Origin of the sequence: Mangrovimonas cancribranchiae (assembly GCF_037126245.1) — a bacterium.
GTDB lineage: Bacteria > Bacteroidota > Bacteroidia > Flavobacteriales > Flavobacteriaceae > Mangrovimonas > Mangrovimonas cancribranchiae.
Window position 1 is genome coordinate 1,130,377 of the sequence record NZ_CP136925.1, and the last position, 23,466, is coordinate 1,153,842.

The 23,466-nt window shown below is 34.2% G+C and carries 18 protein-coding genes; 5 read left to right on the forward strand and 13 right to left on the reverse strand.

The window, feature by feature from the left end; translation table 11 throughout:
- Position 1: 1 nt before the first annotated feature.
- Positions 2-2,107 (reverse strand): ATP-dependent DNA helicase RecG, encoded by a 2,106-nt coding sequence (gene recG, locus R3L15_RS05025; protein ID WP_338733616.1) that lies wholly within the window; start codon positions 2,105-2,107, stop codon positions 2-4.
- An 82-nt stretch (positions 2,108-2,189) separates the two neighbouring features.
- Between recG and R3L15_RS05030 the strand changes: the two genes are divergently transcribed.
- Both R3L15_RS05030 and R3L15_RS05035 read left to right on the forward strand, forming a co-directional pair.
- Positions 2,190-4,148 carry a M1 family metallopeptidase gene (locus R3L15_RS05030; RefSeq protein WP_338733618.1) on the forward strand — a complete coding sequence of 653 codons (1,959 nt, stop codon included), beginning with the start codon at positions 2,190-2,192 and terminating at the stop codon, positions 4,146-4,148.
- Positions 4,149-4,152: 4 nt separating this feature from the next.
- Positions 4,153-5,043, forward strand: coding sequence for a patatin-like phospholipase family protein (locus R3L15_RS05035; RefSeq protein ID WP_338733620.1), 891 nt, complete (start codon positions 4,153-4,155; stop codon positions 5,041-5,043).
- Between the two features lies 1 nt (position 5,044).
- Here R3L15_RS05035 and R3L15_RS05040 read toward each other — a convergent pair whose 3' ends face one another.
- Together R3L15_RS05040 and R3L15_RS05045 are read right to left on the reverse strand one after the other, a co-directional pair.
- The gene (locus tag R3L15_RS05040; RefSeq protein ID WP_338733622.1) at positions 5,045-5,563 is read right to left on the reverse strand and encodes a hypothetical protein; all 519 of its coding nucleotides are present in this window, start codon (positions 5,561-5,563) and stop codon (positions 5,045-5,047) included.
- 60 nt (positions 5,564-5,623) lie between these two features.
- On the reverse strand, positions 5,624-7,186 hold the full coding sequence (locus R3L15_RS05045; RefSeq protein ID WP_338733623.1) for an FMN-binding glutamate synthase family protein: 1,563 nt from the start codon (positions 7,184-7,186) through the stop codon (positions 5,624-5,626).
- Between the two features lie 141 nt (positions 7,187-7,327).
- Between R3L15_RS05045 and R3L15_RS05050 the strand changes: the two genes are divergently transcribed.
- A complete protein-coding gene (locus tag R3L15_RS05050) occupies positions 7,328-9,646 on the forward strand; it encodes a UvrD-helicase domain-containing protein (protein ID WP_338733624.1) in 2,319 nt (772 codons plus the stop codon).
- A 4-nt stretch (positions 9,647-9,650) separates the two neighbouring features.
- On the opposite strand, the gene R3L15_RS05055 is transcribed toward R3L15_RS05050, so the two are convergent.
- Positions 9,651-10,514, reverse strand: coding sequence for an alpha/beta hydrolase (locus R3L15_RS05055; protein ID WP_338733625.1), 864 nt, complete (start codon positions 10,512-10,514; stop codon positions 9,651-9,653).
- A gap of 59 nt (positions 10,515-10,573) precedes the next feature.
- On the opposite strand from R3L15_RS05055, the gene R3L15_RS05060 reads away from it, so the two are divergent.
- Positions 10,574-11,194 (forward strand): L-threonylcarbamoyladenylate synthase, encoded by a 621-nt coding sequence (locus tag R3L15_RS05060; protein WP_338733626.1) that lies wholly within the window; start codon positions 10,574-10,576, stop codon positions 11,192-11,194.
- A 54-nt stretch (positions 11,195-11,248) separates the two neighbouring features.
- Here the strand turns inward: R3L15_RS05060 and R3L15_RS05065 are convergent, their stop codons facing one another.
- From R3L15_RS05065 to R3L15_RS05075, 3 genes are all read right to left on the reverse strand, one after another.
- Positions 11,249-12,109 (reverse strand): OmpA family protein, encoded by an 861-nt coding sequence (locus R3L15_RS05065; protein WP_125467217.1) that lies wholly within the window; start codon positions 12,107-12,109, stop codon positions 11,249-11,251.
- 106 nt (positions 12,110-12,215) lie between these two features.
- Positions 12,216-13,196, reverse strand: a complete 981-nt coding sequence (locus tag R3L15_RS05070) for a glycosyltransferase family 2 protein (protein ID WP_338733627.1) — start codon at positions 13,194-13,196, stop codon at positions 12,216-12,218.
- The gene (locus R3L15_RS05075; protein WP_338733628.1) at positions 13,193-13,639 is read right to left on the reverse strand and encodes a type I restriction enzyme HsdR N-terminal domain-containing protein; all 447 of its coding nucleotides are present in this window, start codon (positions 13,637-13,639) and stop codon (positions 13,193-13,195) included. The genes R3L15_RS05070 and R3L15_RS05075 overlap by 4 nt, the downstream gene beginning before the upstream one ends.
- 26 nt (positions 13,640-13,665) lie before the next feature.
- On the opposite strand from R3L15_RS05075, the gene holA reads away from it, so the two are divergent.
- The gene (gene holA, locus R3L15_RS05080) at positions 13,666-14,670 is read left to right on the forward strand and encodes a DNA polymerase III subunit delta (protein ID WP_338733629.1); all 1,005 of its coding nucleotides are present in this window, start codon (positions 13,666-13,668) and stop codon (positions 14,668-14,670) included.
- On the opposite strand, the gene R3L15_RS05085 is transcribed toward holA, so the two are convergent.
- The 6 genes from R3L15_RS05085 to R3L15_RS05110 form a co-directional block, all read right to left on the reverse strand.
- Positions 14,667-15,146 carry a hypothetical protein gene (locus tag R3L15_RS05085; RefSeq protein WP_338733630.1) on the reverse strand — a complete coding sequence of 160 codons (480 nt, stop codon included), beginning with the start codon at positions 15,144-15,146 and terminating at the stop codon, positions 14,667-14,669. The genes holA and R3L15_RS05085 overlap by 4 nt on opposite strands.
- Before the next feature lie 5 nt (positions 15,147-15,151).
- Positions 15,152-15,532 (reverse strand): DoxX family protein, encoded by a 381-nt coding sequence (locus tag R3L15_RS05090; RefSeq protein ID WP_338733632.1) that lies wholly within the window; start codon positions 15,530-15,532, stop codon positions 15,152-15,154.
- 10 nt (positions 15,533-15,542) lie between these two features.
- Positions 15,543-17,153 carry a class I SAM-dependent methyltransferase gene (locus R3L15_RS05095; RefSeq protein WP_338733633.1) on the reverse strand — a complete coding sequence of 537 codons (1,611 nt, stop codon included), beginning with the start codon at positions 17,151-17,153 and terminating at the stop codon, positions 15,543-15,545.
- A 74-nt stretch (positions 17,154-17,227) separates the two neighbouring features.
- A complete protein-coding gene (locus R3L15_RS05100) occupies positions 17,228-19,639 on the reverse strand; it encodes a thiamine pyrophosphate-dependent enzyme (protein ID WP_338733634.1) in 2,412 nt (803 codons plus the stop codon).
- Positions 19,640-19,821: 182 nt separating this feature from the next.
- Positions 19,822-22,731 carry a metalloprotease gene (locus R3L15_RS05105; protein WP_338733636.1) on the reverse strand — a complete coding sequence of 970 codons (2,910 nt, stop codon included), beginning with the start codon at positions 22,729-22,731 and terminating at the stop codon, positions 19,822-19,824.
- A 40-nt stretch (positions 22,732-22,771) separates the two neighbouring features.
- Entirely contained in the window at positions 22,772-23,461 is a 690-nt protein-coding gene (locus R3L15_RS05110; RefSeq protein WP_338733637.1) for a TIGR00730 family Rossman fold protein, read from the reverse strand.
- Positions 23,462-23,466 lie beyond the last annotated feature (5 nt).

Sequence of the window (23,466 nt, forward strand, 5' to 3'; positions counted from 1 at the left end):
ATTAACTAATATAGTTCCAAATATTTTTAAACTTACTAAGTTGTTTGTAAGTATGTAATACAACCTGATGTTTTGGTAATGCTAACGACGGGTCTTCATTTAGTAGTTTTTTAGCATAATATCTAGCGCTTTGTAAAATAGGTTTATCCTTTATAATATTTGCTATTTTAAGGTTAAGAACACCACTTTGTTGGGTTCCCATAATATCGCCCGGACCACGAAGCTTTAAATCTACCTCGGCAATTTCAAAGCCATCATTAGTTTTTACCATAGTTTCTAAGCGTGTTTTACTATTGTTAGAAAGCTTGTGGCTAGTCATTAATATACAATAACTTTGTTCGGCACCACGACCAACACGTCCCCGTAGTTGGTGTAATTGCGATAATCCAAAGCGTTCGGCACTTTCAATAACCATTACAGAAGCGTTAGGAACATTAACGCCAACTTCAATAACGGTTGTAGCAACCATTATTTGGGTCTCACCTTTGGCAAAACGTTGCATTTCGTAATCTTTATCGGCAGGTTTCATTTGGCCGTGCACAATAGAAATTTGATATTTAGGAGCAGGAAAGTCTCGAGCAATACTTTCGTAGCCATCCATTAAATCTTTGTAGTCCATTTTTTCACTTTCTTGAATTAATGGATACACAATATAAACTTGTCTTCCTTTATCAATTTCATCACGAATAAATCGAAAGACTTTTAAGCGATTATTATCATATCTATGAACCGTTTTTACAGGTTGTCTTCCTGGAGGTAATTCATCAATAATCGAGATGTCTAAATCACCATAAACAGACATGGCTAAAGTACGTGGAATAGGAGTGGCAGTCATGACCAAAATATGTGGTGGATGACCAGTTCCTTTATGCCATAATTTACTTCGTTGCGCGACACCAAAACGATGCTGTTCATCAATAATAGCTAGCCCTAAATTTTTAAATTTCACCTTGTCTTCAAGAAGTGCATGTGTACCAATTAAGAGTTGTAATTCGCCATTTTCTAAAGATTTATGAATCTCTTTTCTGTCTAAAGTATTGCTTGAACCGGTAAGTATTTTTATGCTGATATTCAGTTTTTTACAAAACATAAGCAACCCGTTGTAGTGTTGAACTGACAAAATTTCAGTTGGCGCCATTAAACAAGTTTGAAAACCGTTGTCAAGTGCTATGAGTATTGACATGAAGGCAACTATGGTTTTGCCAGAACCTACATCACCTTGCAAAAGACGATTCATTTGGGCATTACTACCTAAATCAGATCTAATTTCTTTTATAACTCGTTTTTGGGCATGGGTTAAATTAAAGGGTAAATGGTGCTTAAAAAAGGTGTTGAAATACGTGCCAACTTTATCAAAAGTAAAGCCTTTAATTTTTGATTTATGAATAAGATTTTTAAGAATTAATTGCAGTTGAATATAAAATAATTCTTCAAATTTTAAACGAAATTGTGCCTTAGCTAAAAGGGCTTGATTTTTTGGAAAATGAATGTTTAAAAGGGCCTCATTTTTTGGTATTAAATGAAGCTCGTTTAAAAGGTATTCTGGAAGGGTTTCTACAAACTTATGTTTTGTTTCTAAAAACACATTTTGCATGATTTTATTTATCACCCGATTAGTAAGTCCTTTATTAGTTAATTTTTCGGTAGAAGGATAAATGGGTTGCATGGCAGAGCGTAAACTTTTTTTATGCTCATCTAACAGTTCTATTTCTGGATGAGGCATGCTAAACGTGCCGTTATACCAATTAGTTTTTCCAAATATAACGTAGGGTTTGTTAACTTTTAGGCTGTCTTTAATCCATTTTTGCCCTCGAAACCATACGAGTTCCATAATTCCTGTATCGTCTTGAAATGTCGCAACAAGACGTTTTCCGCGTTTTTGTGCCACTTCTCTAAATCGGGTAATTTTACCTATTACTTGAACTTCAGAGGAATTTCGTTGTAATTCGTTAATCTTGTAATAGCGTGTACGATCTAAATAACGATTAGGAAAAAGGTTAAGTAAATCTTGATACGTGTGAATACCTAACTCTTTGCGTAAAAGATCGGCACGATTAGGGCCAACACCTTTTAAGTAGTCGATGGGAGTTTGTAACTTGGTATTCATGGAAACGAATATAATGCTTAAACCTGAAAGATAAAACCTTAAAAAATGTGTATTTTGGCGTAATCGTTGTATAAGTTTAAGTATGAAGCAAGTTATTGTTTATCTTTTTTTTATTTGGAGTATTGTTGGGGTATGTCAACAAGCTGAAAATGTAGATTTTAAGCATCTTAATGCAAATTTAAGTTTTAATACTGAAGCGCATAGTGTAACGGGAGAGTTAGTCTATCATTTTAAAATACATCAAGCAACCGATTCTATTTATATTGATGCTATTAATATGACTTTTAATAAGGTGACGTTAAACACTAAAGAGACATCTTGGAATAACAATGGTAAAAAACTTTGGATTGTAAGCGATTTTAAGACAAACACAAACTATAAGCTAACATTTAAATATCAAACAGTACCTAAAAAAGCCTTGTATTTTGTGGGATGGGAAAATGATGCGCCAAATCAAATTTGGACACAAGGGCAAGGAAAATATACCAGTAACTGGCTGCCAAGTATAGACGATACAAACGATAAAATTGAGTTTGATTTAAACATAACGTTTGATAAAGATTACAAAGTAGTTGCCAATGGAAACTTAGTCGAGAAAAAACTAAATAACGATGCTACAATAACCTGGATTTATAACATGAACAATCCTATGCCTAGTTATTTGGTGGCATTGGTTGTTGGTAAATACAATAAAAAGTTAGACACATCAGCGTCAGGAATTCCTTTGGAAATGTATTTTTACCCTAAAGATTCAAACAAAGTAGAACCAACATACCGTTACACAAGACAGATGTTCAATTTTCTTGAAGAAGAAATTGGAAAACCTTATCCTTGGCAAAACTATAAACAAATACCCGTACATGATTTTTTATACGCAGGTATGGAAAATACGAGCGCCACTATTTTCTCTGATGCTTTTGTGGTAGATTCTATTGCATTTAATGATAGAAATTATGTTAATGTAAATGCACATGAATTAGCCCACCAATGGTTTGGAGATTTAGTAACAGCTAAAAGTGGTGAGCATCACTGGTTGCAAGAAGGTTTTGCTACATATTATGCCTTATTAGCTGAAAAGTCTGTCTTTGGAGAACAGTATTATTATTGGCAATTGTATCAATATTATCAAGAATTAGTTGCGCAAGATAGAAATGGTAATGGAACCTCGTTGTTAAATCCTAAATCTAGTAGTTTAACGTTTTACAAACGTGGTTGTTTTGTGTTACATGCTTTAAGAGAAAAAATTGGCGATAAAGCTTTTAAAACCGCAGTGAAGACCTATTTAAATAAACATGAATTTAATAATGTAACAACATCAGATTTTATTTCTGAAGCAGAGCAAATAAGTGGTGAAGACTTATCTGAGTTTGTTAACCTATGGATTAAAAACAAACCTTTTCCAGAAACTGAAGCCAAAACGTTATTATTACAATCAACCTTTATACAAGAGTATGAAATGGCCGATTGCGAGACTGTAAATTCCAAGTGTTCATATTATTTAGAGTCTGGTATTTCAGATAAAGCAAAAGCAAAAATAGTACGTCAAGTGCCACATTTAGTAACATCGGGAACATTTAATAACAGCATTGAAGTTAGAAGAGCTATTGCTGAAAGTATGTCGAAAATACCTTTAGCCTTAAAAGAAGATTACGAAACCTTACTCGATGATGCTTCCTATAAAACAAAAGAAGCTGCTTTGTATCATTTATGGAATAACTTTCCAGATGAACGAGAGGTATTTTTTAATAAAACAAGGAACGTTGTAGGCGATGCTACTAGAAATGTGAGGTTATTATGGTTGGTTTTAGCACTATCAACACCAGATTTTGAGCCAGATAACGATATATTATTTTACAACGAGTTGGTAAATTATACATCGTCTGCTTATAATTATGAGCTACGAATAAGTGCTTTTCAATATTTAGAAGCTCTTAGAGCTTGCAACAAAACTTGTCAATCACATTTAGAACAAGCAATAAAACATCATAATTGGAGAATGGTTACATTTGCTAAAGACCTCAAAAAACGATTAACTAACTAACAAAATGAAAGCATTAGTCATTTCGGGTGGCGGTAGTAAAGGCGCTTTTGCTGGCGGTGTTGCCCAATATCTTATTGAAGAAAAAAAGAAAACCTACGATATGTTCTTAGGAACATCAACGGGAAGTTTATTGGTGCCACATCTGGCAACTAATGATATAGGAAAGCTTTACGATATCTATACCAACGTACAACAAAGCGATATTTTTAGCATCAGTCCATTTGTGCAACGAAAAAAAGGCGATAGGGAATATGTCTCTATCGATTTTATAAACTCGCTTTGGCAATTTATAAGAATGAAACGCACCTTTGGAGAAAGTAAGGCGTTAAAAAGAAATATAAAGCACAATTTTACAAGAGAAGAATATGAAAAAATAAAAGCGACCAAAGAAGATTTGGTAGTTACAGTTTCCAATCTTTCCAAAAACAAAGTTGAGTATAAATCTATTCACGAATGTACGTACGAAGAGTTTTGTAATTGGATATGGATTTCATGCAATTATATTCCTTTTATGTCGTTAGCCAAAGTAAATGGTTATGAGTATGGTGATGGTGGTTTAGGTTGTGTGGTTCCTATTCGCGAAGCTATTCAGCGTGGAGCCACAGAAGTTGATGCCGTTATTTTAGAATCGGAAAATATGGATCGTAATAAAGTGTTAGGAAAAAATCCGTTTTCTTTAATGATTAGTCTATTTGGGCACTTATTAGATCAAATGGAACGTAACGATGTATTGATAGGAAAATTAGCTGCAAAAAATAATAATGTCAAGCTAAATTTATACTATACGCCAACACAGCTTACCGAAAATTCTTTAATTTTTAGTAAACGTTTAATGACAAAGTGGTGGGAGCAAGGTTACGATTATGCCCATAAGCGTTTTAATAAATCAGAATGATTTACAACATTTCGCTAATCTCATTTTTAATATATGCTAAGGCTGTGTTGCTAGGCGATTCTTGCGCCATTAAGTTGGTGAGAATAATTTCACGAAGTTTATCAGCATTAGCCGATTCTTCTGAGTTATTAGCCCTTCTTATTAATTGAATTGTCGCATTTTTAGCTGTGTTTATAATACTCCAGCATTCAGAACTTACATAAATTTGCTGTGTTAAATTGTGTTCAAACTCTTGCTCAATAGTAGCAATTAGCAAGGCTTCATAATCATTACTTTCTTCTGAAGTCGGTTGTACACGAACCAATAATCTGTTAAGGGAAATACGCTCTAAAAATAAAGCCATGCGTTCGTAAGCTTGAAGACGAAGCGGAAGTGCTTCTTTTTGTAGCTCCCTTTTAATTAAAAAGTTCCTGCGGTTAGTTTCGTTGTCTAGATGCTCTTTAAAAAACATATAAGCAATCGCTCCCGTAACTAAGGTAGGAATACAGTACATTAACAGATTTAATAATTGATCTTGCATACTTTTTTATTTGTTGCAAACATAAATAACTATTTGCAATATTGATAACACTTTATCGTCTTAATTAGTGTTTTTGCCTCCTAGGTATTTGCAATTCTTTAAATCTTGCATTCCGCTAAAAGGAACTATGGTTTTGTTGTAATAATAAGTTCTATCTAGTTCTTTACTTAGGTTGTGGTCATCTACATTTACATCAATATCACTCATTTTAAACTGGCAAGGGTGCTCGTAACCTGCAGCATGTGTAATCTCTATAAATTCTTTTCTAAAGGTTTTAAAATATTGCGCTAAACGTTCAGACTTTAACGGAACATTAATACCGCTTTGTAACCATTTATTCTGTGTAGCTACACCACTTGGACAACGATTTGTGTGACAAATTTGCGCTTGAATACAACCAATACTCATCATGGCTTCACGAGCTACATTTATACAATCTGCGCCCATAGCAAAAGCCATAGCAGCTTTGGCAGGAAACCCTAATTTACCACTACCAATAAATACAATACGCTCAGTTAAATCGTGTTTTTGAAACATCTTATATAAATCGCTAAATCCGTAAACCCAAGGTAAAGACACATGATCGGCAAAACTAGGAGGCGCAGCACCTGTACCACCTTCGCCGCCATCAACTGTTATAAAATCTGGGCCTTTGTTGGTAGTTTTCATGATTTGTGCCAATTCTTCCCATTGCTCTAATTTACCAATAGCCGCTTTTATGCCAACAGGTAAACCAGTTTTTTCGGCAATATTTTCAATAAAATCAACCATCTCCTGAACATTCGAAAATGCTGAGTGGTTTGGAGGTGATAAGACATCTTTACCGACTTCTACATGACGAATATTAGCAATTTCTTGAGTGATTTTTTTTCCTGGTAAAACACCACCTTTTCCTGGTTTTGCGCCTTGTGATAGTTTAATTTCTATGGCACGAATAAATGGATTGTCATTAACGAGTTTAGTTAATTTATCCATTGAAAAATTTCCCTCTTTATCGCGAACACCAAAATAGCCAGTTCCAAAATGAAATATAACGTCACCGCCGTTAGAGTGGTAAGGCGATAAGCCACCTTCTCCTGTATTGTGGTAAGCTCCCGCTATTTTCACACCTTTGTTAAGTGATTCGACAGCTTTAGCAGATAACGAGCCAAAACTCATGGCCGATACATTAATTACAGAAGCTGGACGGTACGGTCTTTTGCGTTTATTGTGAGCGCCCATAACTTTAGCACAGGGTAAAAAGCTTTTGTCTATGGCGTTAGGGTGATTTTTATCAACTTTAAAAGGCATCATGGCATTATTTACAAAAATATGCTGATGGGCATAAATATCTCTATCGGTACCAAAGCCTTCATAATTATTTTCATGCTTGGCCGATGCATAAATCCAGCCACGTTCTATACGATTAAAAGGAAGTTCTTCACGGTTGTTAGCTACAAAATATTGGCGCATTTCTGGTCCAATGCTTTCCAACATATAACGTAAATGTCCAACAATAGGAAAGTTATGACTTATGGTATGCGCTTTTTGAACAAAAACATCACGAATTATTACGATAGCCAAAATAATAAGCAGCCACATCCACCAACTAATATTCCCTAAAAACTCTAGAATAGTATCCATAAAAAAGTAACGTAATTTTTGTTAAAGATATTAAAATTGATGAAAATCCGATATTGAAAAAGTTGTTTATAATTATTCATAAAATCCTTTAATAAAAAGGGCTGTAATGGTTATTTTCACGTTTTAAAATGAGATTGAAAATTGGAGAAGTATTTAAGTCAGTTAAATGATGCCCAGTTAGCGCCAACGCTACAAAAAGATGGGCCAATGATAGTAATTGCTGGAGCGGGTTCTGGTAAAACCAGAGTGCTTACATATCGTATTGCTTATTTAATGCATCAAGGAGTGGATCCTTTTAATATTTTATCACTAACGTTTACAAATAAAGCAGCACGTGAAATGAAAGCACGTATTGCGCAAATTGTAGGCGATAGTGAAGCTAAAAACCTATGGATGGGAACTTTTCACTCGGTTTTTGCAAAAATACTACGTATCGAAGCCGATCGTTTAGGCTACCCAAGTAACTTTACTATTTATGATACTCAGGATTCCGATAGGTTAATACGAGATATTATTAAACAACTGAATCTTAATAAAGATATCTATAAATATAAACAGGTGCGTTCGCGAATTTCATCGTATAAAAATAGTCTTATCACAGTTAAGGCGTATTTTAATAACCCAGAGCTTATAGAGGCTGATGTGGCAGCAAAACGTCCTAAAATGGGGGATATTTATAAAGAGTATGTAGACCGCTGTTTTAAAGCTGGTGCGATGGATTTTGATGACTTATTATTAAAAACTAATGAGTTGTTGACTAGATTCCCAGATGTATTAGCAAAATACCAAGACCGCTTTCGGTATATTTTGGTCGATGAGTACCAGGATACCAACCATAGTCAATATTTAATAGTTAGAGCTTTGTCAGATCGTTTTCAAAATATTTGTGTTGTAGGAGATGATGCCCAGAGTATTTATGCCTTCCGTGGTGCGAATATTAATAATATTTTAAACTTCCAACGGGATTATGACGATGTAAAAATGTATCGTTTGGAACAGAATTACCGCTCTACTAAAAACATTGTTAATGCAGCCAATTCCATTATCGATAAAAACAAAACCAAACTTGAAAAAGTAGTTTGGACTGCAAATGATGAAGGTCAAAAAATAATCGTAAATCGTTTGCTTAATGATGGTGATGAAGGTCGTTATGTGGCAAGTTCTATTTTTGAGAATAAGATGAATAATCAACTCAAGAATAGCGATTTTGCTATACTATATCGAACCAATGCGCAGTCCCGTGCTATGGAAGATGCGCTTAGAAAACGCGGGATAGAATACCGTATTTATGGCGGACTCTCATTTTACCAACGTAAGGAAATTAAGGATGTGTTGTCGTATTTACGTTTAATTATTAACCCAAAGGATGAAGAAGCTCTAAAACGTGTTATTAATTTCCCAGCACGAGGTATCGGGCAAACCACATTAGATAGGTTACTTGTTGCTGCGAGTCATTATAATCGTTCCATTTTTGAGGTGATGAAAAACCTAGATAAAGTGGATATCAAAATAAACTCAGGAACAAAACAAAAGCTTTCAGATTTTGTTACAATGATTGAAAGTTTTCAAATAATGAATGAAACAGCTAATGCGTTTGATTTAGCCGAACACGTTGTTAAAGCTTCAGGACTTATTAAAGAGTTCAATAAAGACCAAACCCCAGAAGGTATAACCCGTATTGAAAATATAGAGGAGATGCTTAATGGTATGAAGGATTTTGTTGAAGAACAAAAAGAATTGGCAGATACCACTGGGTCGTTAGCAGAGTTTTTGGAAGATGTCGCTTTGGCCACCGATATGGATAACGACAAAGATGATGGCGATAAAGTGGCGTTGATGACCATTCACTTAGCAAAAGGGTTGGAATTTCCATACGTGTATATTGTGGGAATGGAAGAAGATTTATTTCCAAGTGCAATGAGTATGAATACCCGAAGCGAGCTAGAAGAAGAGCGCCGTTTGTTTTATGTAGCGCTTACCAGAGCAGAGAAACAAGCGTATTTAACTTATACCTTATCACGTTACCGTTGGGGAAAATTAATAGACGCAGAGCCTAGCCGATTTATAGAAGAGATAGATGATGAATATTTAGAGTTTTTAAAGCCTAAGGAACATCAACGTGCCAACCCCATGTTAGATGCCGATATTTTTGGCGATGTAGAGCCAGATAAAATCCGTTTTAAAAAACCTAAAAAGCGTACAACCGAAAAGAAACCGCCAAAGTTTATTCCGCCTAAAAAATTAAAGCCTGTCTCTAAAGTTGGTGGTAGTGGTGAAGACGCTAATTTGTTTGATGGGAAATTAGCAAAAGGTAATATTGTAGAACACATGCGCTTTGGAAAAGGTGAGGTTCTAAAGATTGAAGGTGTTGGTGCCGATACTAAAGCCGAAATTAATTTTGAAAATGGTGGTGTTAAAAAATTACTGCTACGCTTTGCTAAACTAGAAGTTTTAGGCTAGTATTTTATAAATGCGTATCTATAAAAGTAGACAGTTTATTCATAGTATCAAGTAAGTTGGCTCCTGTCCATCCGTGAGCTTCATTTTCATAAAGGGTGAATTCATGAATAACATTAAGCGTTTCTAACTTGTCTCGCATAGCAGTACCTTGCGAGGTTGGCACTAAGGGGTCTTGACCACCATAAAACATGATGGTTGGTGGAGCAATTCCTGTAGCTTGATGATAAGGACTTACTTCTTGTAGATAACCAGTAGTGGTTTCAATACCATAAAGATCTAATAATTCTTGTAGTTCGGGATTGTTATTGTTTAAATAAACTTCGTCGGTAAAATTGGTAGGACCAACAATATTAGCCACCATAGAAATTAGATTATTAGTATCGTAAGCATAACTCCAAAGCATACTTAAATGAGCGCCAGCACTAACACCTATAAAACCAAATTCATCATCTATAATATAATTATTTTGATTGCTGATAAGGTGATTCATAATACTTGTAAGATCATTCATTTGCATGGGATGAGGTGAGGTGTTTTCATCAGCTAAACGGTAATTTATATTTACTATAGCAATATCTGGAAAGTGAGTTCTTAAGTAATCTCTAAAAGCGTTCATATCACTTTTATCGCCAGAAGACCAACCGCCACCGTGGACTAATATTAGTGTTTTAGTAGTAAAATTCCTGTCAGCAGGCAGAAAAATATCAAAAGTTTGTTCAGAGGCATTTCCATAAGATACATCAAGTTCTTCTCTATATTCTAAACTTTGTGGGATAGAATTGTTTTGTGAGTTATTCTCATCAATCGAACAGGAAAGCAAAACAGATATTATACTTATTGTTAGAAGAATATTTTTTGTAATTTTCATGTTTTATTTCAGGAATTGCAAGTGTTACAGTAACTTAACGCTTTTTTAAGATACATATTATGGCCGAATTAATAAAAATTTATGAAGAGAATCCGAATCCTCGAGAAATTAAGAAAGTAATCGAGGTATTAAAACGCGGTGGATTAATTATCTATCCAACCGATACGGTTTATGGTTTAGGCTGTGATATTACTAATAAAGAAGCACTTGAACGCGTAGCGAAAATAAGAGGTGTAAAGCTAGAAAAAGCTAACTTCTCGTTTATTTGTAAGGACTTAAGTAATTTAAGTGATTATGTTAAACAAATTGACACTACCACATTTAAAATTTTAAAAAGAGCGCTTCCAGGACCTTACACGTTTATTTTGCCTGGATCTAAATCCTTACCAAGCGTTTTTAAGAAGAAAAAAACAGTTGGTATTCGTGTGCCTAACAATAATATTGCTTTAGAAATTGTAGATAAATTAGGAAACCCAATTATATCTACTTCTATCCATGATGAAGATGAGGTTTTAGAATATACTACAGATCCTGAACTAATTCATGAAAAATGGGACAAACTCGTAGATTTAGTAATTGATGGTGGTTACGGGGATAATGTGGCATCCACGGTTATCGATCTTTCAGAATCTGAACCAGTTATTGTAAGGGAAGGTAAAGGCGATTTAAACATCTTTTAAATAAAAAAAGCCCAACAAGATGTTGAGCTTTTTTATATCAAAAAATTGAAGCTATTAGTTTCCGCCTGCTTCTAAGTTTTTCATTTCTTGCTCTATCATTTCGTAGAATTCATCGATTTTAGGTAAAATCACAATTCTTGTACGTCTGTTAGCAGCTTTGCCTTCAGCAGTATCATTTGACGCTACAGGGACAAAAGAAGCGCGTCCGGCAGCAATTAATTTAGCCGAATCTACACCAAGATCTTCAAGTACACGAACAACCGATGTGGCACGTTTTACACTTAAATCCCAGTTGTCAATTAATGGTGGTTTATTGTACGGAACTGGATCTGTATGTGCTTCTACCATACATTCAAAGTTTGGTTTGCTTTTTACAACTTTAGCAACCTTACCAAGTACTTCTTTAGCACGTTCGTTTACAATATAGCTTCCACTTCTAAATAATAATTTATCAGCAATAGAAATAAATACCACGCCTTTTTCAACATTTACTTCAATATCTGGGTCGTTAATACCAACTTCTTTTTTCAAGCTAGTAACAAGCGCTAACATCACACTGTCTTTTTTATTAACAGCATCTTGTAAGCGGTTAATTTTAAGGTCTTTCTCTCTAAGACTTTCTAATGTTTTTTCAACATTTGAAGCGCCTTTAGTGGTTAGCATAGTTAAGTCCTTATTGCTCTGAATTAAGTTTTCGTTAGATTTTTTAAGATCTGCAATACGCTCTTCTAGAGACGTTACACGAGATTGTGCCGAAGCTTTATCAGCTAAACACGAGTTAAGCTTTACAGTTGCAGAATTTAAACGATCTTGCGTTTCTTTTTGTTTTGCTTCAAGTGCAGCATATTCTTTTTTAGAGACACATGATCCTAAAAGTAACATAGCTGAAACACCTAATAACATTATTTTTTTCATAGTTGTTATGGAATTAAATGGTTACCAATTTTAACATATCAAAATTATGTAAAAGATTGCTCGCTTTTACAGGTCTTAACAAAAACTTTAACATTTTTATGAACAATTAAAATGTCTTGTTTCTAGTTACGAAATACGACCATACTATGGATGTTTTGTTGTAATAATTTTCTTTCTTGGAAACTGTTTTTCTAAATTTTAAAAGTTGTGCCAAATGGCTATAATAGTTAAAGTGTGCTTTAACAATGGATAGAATGTGAGCGAACTTAAACTGAAATAAAAACATAACACCTGCCACACCATCTAGGACAAGTCTTGTAAACACAAGGAAAAACAAATTACCTTGTGCATTTTTTGTCAATGTGAAGAGACTATTCCTAAAATTTAAAAATGTTTTTTTAGGATTGGTGTTTTTTAAAGTAGCGCCACCAACGTGAAAAATAGTTGAAGCACCTACATATTTAATATTGTATCCTAAATTGAAAGCGCGCCAACACAAATCGATTTCTTCCATATGGGCAAAAAAACGTTCGTCAAAACCATTTAAAGCGTTAAACACTTCTTTTCTTACAAAAAGACACGCTCCAGATGCCCAGAAAATATCAGAGGTATCGTTGTATTGACCATTATCTTTTTCTATGGTATTAAAAATGCGTCCGCGACAATATGGGTAGCCAAATTTATCTATAAATCCACCGCCAGCTCCAGCATATTCAAAATAATCCTTGTTGTTGTAATCCTTTATTTTGGGTTGAATAATGGCTGTTTTAGGGTATTCTTTAAACGTTTCTAGAATGGGAGTTAACCAGTTTTTAGTTACTTCTACATCGCTATTCAACAAGCAAAATATATCGGCATCAATATGTTTTAAGGCATCGTTATAACCTTTGGCATAACCGCCATTGGTTTGGTTTTGTATAATAGAAACACTAGGAAAGCACTCTTTTACATAAATTACCGAATCATCTGTAGAAGCATTGTCGGCCACATAAATATCAGCGTTTTGGGAATGTTCCAAAACCGAAGGCAAAAACGTGTCGAGCAACTGTTTTCCGTTCCAATTTAGTATGACGATGGCTGTTTTCATTTACTGTATTCTGGAATGTCTCTTAAAAAATTATAACGTTCGTTATCAAAATCCATCTGACAATAATAATGATTTAAACCATTGGTTACCATTAAATATGACGCATTTAACGTTAGGTTGTATCGCGCAATTTGGTCAAAAGTATCTTGAGTAATATTAACTTTTGGTGCTTTGCATTCTACCACTAAAAAAATGCTTCCATCGGGATTAAATACGACGATATCATATCGTTTTTTTAAACCATTAACAATGAGTTCTTTCTCAACATTAATTAACGATTTTGGGTACTGTTTTTCTTCCATTAAATAATGAACACAATGTTGGCGCACCCATTCTTCTGGTTGTAAAACCACAAATTTTTTACGAATAACATCGAAAATAGAAGCTTTATTTTCGCTATTTTTGAAACGAAACGAATATGTTGGAAAGTTAAGTCTTTGCACATCGCAAATTTGGGGATTTTTTTTAAATGGACGAAGTAAAACAGATTGTAACCGATATAAAACAGAAAAAGTTAAAGCCTATTTACTTTTTAATGGGCGATGAACCGTATTATATTGATAGAATAACCGAGTTTATTGAGGATAGCATTTTAACAGAAGAAGAAAAAGGGTTTAACCAAATGGTGTTGTATGGAAGAGACGTTGCAGTTGATGATATAGTAAGCAACGCCAAACGTTTTCCTATGATGGCAGAGCATCAAGTGGTTATTGTAAAAGAAGCGCAACATTTATCGCGAACCATTGAGAACTTAGCTGCTTACGCCGAAAACCCGCAACCTAGTACTATTCTTGTTGTTAATTACAAGTACAAAACCATAGACAAGCGTAAAAAACTGTATAAAACCTTAAAGAAAAGTGGTGTTGTTTTTGAAAGTAAAAAACTTTACGATAATCAAATATCTGATTGGATTCGTCGGGTGCTTTCTGGACAAAACTATGGCATTACACCAAAAGCTGCACAAATGCTTGCCGAGTTTTTAGGAACCGATTTAAGTAAAATTAGTAATGAATTAAATAAGCTAAAATTACTGCTTCCCGAAGGAACACAAATTACGCCAGAACATATCGAAGAAAACATAGGCATTAGTAAAGATTACAACAATTTTGAGTTGCATAAAGCTATAGGGGAACGCAATAGTGAAAAAGTGTTTCGTATTGTAAAATATTTTGGTGAAAACCCCAAGGATAATCCTATGATTGTTACGGTTAGTTTGTTGTACACCTATTTTTCAAGGTTGCTAAAACTCCACGGTTTAAACGATAAATCTGCTAGGAGCGTGGCCTCAGCTTTAAAGGTAAATCCTTATTTTGTAAATGAATATATAGTGGCTGCTAGAAACTTTCCTATGCGGAAAGTAAGTAACATCATCGCCGATTTAAGAACATTTGATGGTAAAAGTAAGGGCGTTGGTGCTAATGCTATTCCGCAAGGTGATTTGTTAAATGAATTGATGGTGAGAATTTTAAATTAATTGACCAACAGTTCTTCTAATTCTAATAAATAATCGTGTTGTAAATCGTCGTGTAAGGCTGTTATTTTCTTTTTAATGGCTACAATTTGCCTGTCGTAAAGATTGCTTAAAGCTTTATTTCTAAAAATATTGGGTTTAAAGTCTTTTAGTTTTTGGCAAAAATAGAGTAGTAGCTCTACCTCAGTAGCTTTACTATTTGAGTATCTGCTATAAGTTCTAATTTGTCGTAAAATCTTCCGAATACTTTTCTTAATGTAGAAATAACTAGCCGTATTAATTGTCTCAAAGTCTTCATCTAAGGTTTTAATAATAGAAGCAACATAGCTATCTTCATCGTGGGCTTCAAAAAGTAAATAGGTAAGTAGCTCTTTATTTTCTTTTTTAAAACGCCCCAACCTAAGGCAAAGCTGCAAGAGCTCGTCCTTAGATTGAAGCTGTAATTCTTTTTTTATGTTGCTTAAGCGTTCGGCTTTCATAAAGATTAATGTCCTTTTCTTCCATCAATGGATAAACGTCCAGGACCAGCCAAGAAAATAACCACAAAAGCCAAAAGATATAAAATAGCCATTTCCTTTGTTTTTAATGGGTCGCTAGCGTGAACTATAAACGCAGCAACAGCCATGGTAATAGCAGCAGGAATAGCAGCTAGTTTGGTTTTAAAACCAATAATAATCATAACTGGGGCGACGACTTCACCTATTAATGTTAGTATTAATGAAACTGTTGGTCCAACACCAAGCGGGTCACCAAAACTAGAAGGATCGGACAGCATACTAATTTTAGGAATACCGTGTGTGAGCATCATTCCCGAAAAGCCAATGCGTAGTATGGCTAAAGCTAAGTCTGTAAAGTTTTTGTTCATATGTTTTGTTTTAGTTTTTTCCTTTTAAAAGATTAATGCTAACTGTTGCAAGTTCGCTGTTGGGAAATTTAGAGGCATATTTTTCCATAGGTTTTAACCCAATGTCTTCTGCGATAGTTTTAAATACATCTATTTCCACAATGTATTGGTCGCTATATCCGTGTGTAGCATCGTAGGCGGTTGCTGCTGTTTTTCCTAGATTAGCTGCCGTAAGTTCTGGTTTTAAGGTATGTAATTCAATGATTAATAAGCCAAAACGCTCCACATAAGGTTTCCATTTTTCAAGATGTTCACGTAAGGAATCTTCAACCAAATTATTGCTAATGCGTTTTCCTTTGTAGGCAAAAGCACCAGATGATGCGCTAATGTTTTTAGTGGTTTGTTGTGGTGCTTCCCAAATACGGTTATGATCTAAAAATGTACGAACATTTAATAAATCGCTAAGCTTAATGTTGTAATCTTCATCTAAATCTTTTGACAATAAATCTGGACGACCAATATCGCCCCAAATGACTTTAGCCCAAATATCGGCTTTTATTAAGTTGGCACGCGTAACTTTTAACGCTGCTTGGTTAAAATCGGCACCAACAAGTAGCAGCGGATGTTCTTCAAGCATTTTTCCACGTAGGGTTTGATGCTCGATGACTTCAAAAATATGCTGGATAAAGGCGCCATTGCCACAGCCCATATCTAAAATACCTTTGGGTTGTTCGTCTATAGGTTTGTTGAATAGTTCAATGATAACTTGATCAATGACTTTAAAATAGGTTGAATGCGCACCGCCGCTTCCCCAAACGTTCATTTCGCGATGGACGTGTTTTTCGGTGTCACTAGGATTGTCTGTTTTTAATACTAATGGATTGCCAAAAATTAAATCGTCCAACGCGACAAATGTTGGCAAGTAGGATACCGTAACACCATAAGCTGTGGCACGTTTGGCGAAAAATAAGCCTTTATCGGTAAATTGATAGGTGTCTTTTTTCTTTTTGAACCATCCTAGATAAGCAAAGAAATCTAATATTTTTTTAAAACTTTCAGGATCTTTATGATATTCTTCAGCTCTAAAAGAGGCTTCCATAAAGTATTTATGAAACAATCCGTTAACACCAAGAAGTACAATTATTGGGGCGACAATAGCACCTTCAATATGTTTTAAAATCTGTTGTTGAATGGGGTTGGTTTCAAACTCGGCAAGTCCAAAATGATTTTCATACGATTCAAAAATACGTTCTAGTACGATAAAAGCATCTGGGCCAATATGACCTTCTTCAGGAAATTTAACCGAATAGTTTAGCAATTTAACAGCATCTTCATACAGCGGTGCCAACTTAAAAGCTTGTTCGCTTTGGTTGTTTGTTTCATAGAAAATCTCATCGGTGTCGTTATTTAAATGTTGCGTTAACCAACCTTGCGAGCAAAGTATTCTTAGGGCAACATTTAAGTAGCCTTCATTGGCATTAAATTTTTTAGTTACATCTTGTAAAGAGACTTTCTTTTCTTGAAGAAGAATGTCTAGAACGCCTTTTTTATAAAGAGAAGATGCCGTTGTAGCTGTAGCAAGACCATCTAAGTGTTTAAAGATAGTTCCTCGAAGTGTCGCTTTTTCAGATTTTGTTAGCATGTATTAAATATAAAAAAACCTTTTAGGTTTATGGTATTACCTAAAAGGTTTTTCAAGATGATATTTAAAACTTGTTATTTAAGCTTTGGATAGTCGTTAGGACTAACTTCATGCATAACGTTGTAAACGGCTTCAAAAATATCTTCTGCTGAAGGTTTAGAGAAATAATCGCCGTCTGTTCCATAAGCTGGACGATGCTCTTTAGCCGTAAGCGTTATTGGTTTGCTGTCAAGGTGAACGTAAGCGTTTTGTGTGTTTAATATTTCGTTTAAAATATAAGCTGAAGCACCGCCAGGAACATCCTCATCTATAACCATTAATCTATTGGTTTTAGCAACACTTTTTACAATGTCATGGTTTAAATCGAATGGCAGTAAACTTTGAATATCTATAACTTCGGCGTTAATACCAATTTCAAGAAGTTCTTTGGCAACATCGCTAACGATTCTTAATGTGGATCCGTAAGATACTAAGGTAATATCAGTTCCTTCTTTTACTGTTTCAACAATGCCAATAGGTGTTTTAAACTCTCCAATATTAGTTGGCATTTTTTCCTTTAAACGGTAGCCGTTTAAGCATTCTATAATAAGTGCTGGTTCGTCACTTTCTAATAAAGTATTGTAGAACCCTGCGGCTTTCGTCATATTTCTAGGAACTAAAACGTGAATTCCTCTAACTAAATTGATAATGCCACCCATTTGCGATCCAGAATGCCAAATGCCTTCTAGTCTATGGCCACGTGTACGAATAATTAATGGCGCTTTTTGGCGTCCTTTAGTTCTGTAGTGTAAAGTGGCCAAATCATCACTTATAATTTGTAGCGCATACATTAGGTAATCTAAATATTGAATTTCGGCAATAGGGCGTAATCCACGCATTGCCATACCAATACCTTGACCTAAAATGGTGGCTTCACGAATACCTGCATCGGCTACACGTAATTCGCCATATTTTTCTTGAAGTCCTTCTAAGCCTTGGTTTACATCACCAATATTTCCTGAGTCTTCACCAAAAACAAGAGCTTCTGGATATTTATTAAAAATAGCATCGAAATTGTCACGTATAATAATTCTTGCGTCAACATCTTTACTGTTTTCATTATAGATAGGTGTAACTCCCTCTATTTGGGTAGCAGCTTTATCTGATTGGCTGTATAAATGCGAGCTATACTTAGGCTGAATCTCTTTAGAGAGCGCATTAAACCAATTAATTAATTCATTTTTTTCGTTTGATTCTTCACCTATAACGTAGCGTAACGATTTCCTAGCGGTTGTGAAAATGTCTTTTCGTATAGGCTCGTCTATGGTATTTAAATCGTTTGCTAGCTTTTCAATAAATACTTTATTAGCACTTGATTTAGCTAAATTTTGTAATAGATTAACTAATTCTGAGCGTTCTTTTAAAATAGGTTTCATGAAAGCTTCCCAAGCCGCTTTTTTGCCATTTCTAACCTCTTTTTTAATGGCTTTTTCAATAGCTGTAAGCTCTTCTTCGGTAGCCATACCACTAGCAATCATCCACGATCTCATTTGTTGATTACAGTCGTATTCTTTTTCCCATTTTAATCTATCTGGACCTTTGTAACGTTCGTGCGAGCCAGAGGTTGAATGTCCTTGTGGTTGTGTTAATTCTTGCACGTGAATAAGTACAGGAACGTGTTCTTCTCTTGAGATTTCGCTAGCTTCTTGGTAAGTTTCAATTAAGGATACATAGTCCCAACCTTTGACTTTTAAAATTTCGTAGCCTTTTGCGTCTTTGGTTCTTTGGAAGCCTTTAAGTATTTCGGAAATATTTTCTTTAGTTGTTTGATGCTTTGCATGAACAGAAATACCGTATTCATCGTCCCAAACGCTAATAACCATAGGGACTTGTAAAACACCAGCAGCATTTATGGTTTCAAAAAATAAGCCTTCGCTAGTACTTGCGTTACCAATAGTTCCCCAAGCGATTTCGTTTCCGTTTACCGAGAATTTTTCGGTGTTTATACCATTAACATGTCTGTAAATTTTTGAGGCTTGAGCCAAGCCTAATAAGCGTGGCATTTGTCCTGCAGTAGGCGATATATCGGCGCTAGAGTTTTTTTGTTTGGTTAAATTAACCCAATTTCCATTCTCATCTAAACTATGTGTTGTAAAGTGCCCACCCATTTGACGTCCTGCAGACATAGGTTCTTTTTCTAAATCGGTGTTGGCGTATAGTCCAGAGAAAAATTGTTCGATAGTTAATTCTCCTATAGCCATCATAAAGGTTTGATCTCTATAATATCCAGAACGGAAATCACCATTTTTAAATGCTTTAGCCATGGCTAATTGTGGGACTTCTTTTCCGCCACCAAAAATTCCAAATTTTGCTTTTCCAGTTAAAACTTCTCGTCGTCCTAATAAACTGCATTCACGTGATGTTACAGCAATTTTGTAATCGTTGATAACTTCTTTTTTAAAGTCTTCAAAAGATAAGTCGTTTTTAATATCTGGATTTGTTTGCATAGCTTTAATTTGAGTTGTTGCAAAGGTAGTTAATTATTGTGTGAAATGCAATTGAAGTATTGCATGGAAAACTGAATATTTGTTAACATTTTCCTTTTTTTGACAAGTTAAATTGAAATATAATTAACAAAACAATTTAAAAATGAGAATTCATTAAAGAAAAGTGAGTGGAATTCTTAATTTTAATACCAACGCCTGGAGAATAACCCAAATAAGGTTTGAAGATCAAGTGCAATAATAAAACGTATTTTTTGGTCGTAGTTAGGTTGCGCTATTTCCCATCCTAAGTTTGAGTATATAGGGAAGTAGAGTTCAAAATAATCATCTACTAAGCTAAACCGTATACCAGAATCGTAAACAAATTTAGCATTGTTGTAATGATTTTTTACAAACCCCGCATCGCCATAGGCATGAATGTATCTCCAAATGGTTGTGCTTCCATTTATTGTAGAAATCCATTGGTTGGCATAAGGTGTATTTAGTTTAGATTTAAAACCACCTTCGGCAATAATTAGCTGTTGGCTAAATAATCCTGATTCTTCGGATCTACCGTAATAGTTGTAATCGAAAAGATAATCTGTTGGTCTATCTAAAGCAAAACTGAAGTAATTAGATGTTTGGTAGGAATTGTTATAGAGAAACATTCCTGTAAATAGTCTTAGATTATATTGCCGATTTTTTTCTGTTAGCTTTCTATATTCGTATGTGAATGAGAGTTTACCAAATTTCTTGGCTAATTGTAAATCGGCATTCCATGAGTTGTAGTTTTTTAAATTAGGGTCGCTTTGCCCGTAATTCATATTAAAAACGCTATAGCTAGGTTCTTCTTCTATGTTGTAAATACCTGAAGGGTCTTCTTCACGATTTATACTTACATAACGTAGTGTTAAATACTTTTTTTTGTTGTCTCTAAGGTTTTTATGGTCTCGAAATCTAAATTGTAGGTATGGTGTGAATTCTGAGTAGGATAGTTCTGGTGCATAATTGGAGTATTCTCCTGTTAACCCATATCTCACATAATATAAGTTGTTGTTTTTTAAATTGTGTTTGTAGCTAAATTTGGCCTTTCCTCTTAATTGTTTGCTTCGTAAGCCATAGGTTGGTCTAATATCGTAATGAAATGGTTTTTCAAGCACCGTTTTATTGGCTAGTTTAATACCTGGAGAGACGCCATCGTATAAGTTATAATCAAATTGTGGCATAAAAAAGACTTGATTGTAATAGGGGTCTTCTATATCGGTAAATAATCTAAATTGTAAAGGTCTATTGTTTAGTAAAAAGCCTTTAGTAGATTTCCAGTTGTCTCTTAAATTAAATTCGGGAATTGACTTATCGTAGTTTAAAACTAGTTTTTCAATATTGTTGTTTGGTATAGTAACGGTTTTTTCGCCATGAATGTGTTCTACCCAATATTTTGAAATAACAGTATCGTTGTTTATGCCAAATAAAGATACAGGCATGTTGTTGTTACGCTTATTTTTTATGGTAACTTTAATGGAGTCTTTAGTGCTTTGTAGTTGGGTTATTTTAAAATCTATTTGCTTATTGGTGCTTAAGTAGTCTGTAAAAAACCAATCAATGTCTTTTGAGGTATTGTTTTTAAGTAGATTTTCAAAGTCTTTAGAATCGGTTTGTTTTAAGGCGTATTCACTTAAATATTGTTTTATAGTGTTTTCTACGGTATTAGCGTTTACAAAATCGTCTAAATAACGTAGCCCTATTCCTGCTTTATATTTATTAGCAATATTTTCGTTAAATTTTAACAGCGAATCTTTTTCCATAAGCAACGGTTGGTCTAGGTTTTCTCTAGCTATATGCATGTATAGAAAGTTATATTGATCGTTAAAATCTAATTGTGCTGCATGAAACGAACGAATACCCCATATTTTAGATAGTGTTCCAAAGATTTTCATATTAGGATAGTATTCATCTACATATTTCATAAGAAAATATGTTTGAAGCCCATCGATAATCCATTGATCTTCTCTTGGGTTAATTATTAAGGTGTTTTCTAAGTAATTGTGTAATGCCGTTTTTAGAATTTTAAGTTCGTATTGAAATTTATCTGGAAAAGGTCGAATAAAACTGGGTAAAAGGTTTAACCCATAAATAGGATTTTTTTTATAGTCGATGTGCGTTAGTAATAGCTTTTTATGCGGATAAGCGATTAAATTTTCTTTTAAAAACTTGGAAACATTATCTATAACTAAAACTTTATCTACAATATGTAATTCTTCATCATCTATATTAGAAACTAACGAGAAATTTTCTGTGCCAATAGCGTTAAAGTTGCTGTGTTTTTGTAAAAATAGTCTAGAGTTTATTCTTTTTTCTCCAGTTAATATAGTTGTTATAGTGCTATCGTTTTCTGAGGTAGTTAATTCATCTAGTTCGGAAGTTAATGTATAGCTTTTAGGGTATGTGGCTTGCAGCGTTATATTGGCTTCAGGAGCAAATAAATCGTCTAAATCTTTATTGCTGTAGTATTGCCATTTGCCATTGAAAACGGCAGGTGTAATGTACCAATATCTTAAGTTAAAATCCTTTTCAGGAGTAAAACCGTACCTCGTAAATTTATCATTAGGTACTTGAACGATGTAATTTATTTTTATCGTGTATCTTTGGTTAGGTTGTAGAGGTGTTTGTAGTGCTACTTTAATAACATCTATATGATTTTTTAGTCTATCAAAAAAAACAGCTTCACCATGTTGTGTGATAGACGTTACTACCGAATAGCCTCTGTCTTCATTTTTAGCAAAGTGAAATTCTGTTTTGTATTCTTCGGCAAATCTATTAGCTAAAGGTGTTGTTTTGGTGGCGTAACTATGGCTCCAATCGTTTAAATAAATAGTATCTAAAACCTTGTTTGAAGTATTGTAATAGGTTATGTTTTGTGATATTTTTATGCTATTGTTTGTAACATTGAAATCGGCTTTAATATCAATCTTATTTTGACATAACAGTGGTGTACTACTTAAAAAGAAACTTAATATAAGTAGTAAACATGGCAAACTAGAAAGAAAACGTAATCTAAACAATCCTGAAAAGGTTATAGCAATTTTTATGGAATATAGCAGAAATTTTAAAAGCATGGCATCAATAAAATGTTAAAATACCATGCTTTTAAAGTTATTAGAAGTTAGGACTTAAGCCGTATTTGTTATAGAAGCTATCTAAAATAGTAATAACTTCATCTGCTGTGTCTACAACATGTATTAAACTTAAATCTTCTGGGCTAATATTATTGTTAGCTTCCAGTAAGGTAGATTTTACCCAATCTATTAGGCCATTCCAGAAATCTGAACCTACTAGAATAATGGGAAATTTTTCAATTTTTTTAGTTTGAATTAGTGTAATCGCTTCAAAAAGCTCATCTAGAGTTCCAAAGCCACCAGGCATGACAACAAATCCTTGAGAGTATTTTACAAACATAACTTTTCTAACAAAAAAGTAGTCGAAATCAAGGCTTTTGTTGGAGTCTATATACGGATTATCATGTTGTTCGAATGGGAGTTCGATATTTAATCCAACCGATGTTCCACCAGCAATATGTGCGCCTTTATTACCAGCTTCCATAATTCCAGGGCCACCGCCAGTTATAACACCATAACCATGATCTACAATGTTTTTTGCAATGTCTTCTGCTAATTTGTAATATTTATGATCTGGTTTTGTTCTTGCCGATCCAAAAATGGAAACACATGGCCCAATACGACTTAATTTTTCGTAGCCATTAACAAACTCTCCCATAATCTTAAATATCGCCCAGGAGTCGTTTGTTTTTATTTCATTCCATCTTTTATGATGTTGTTCTTTTCTCATATATA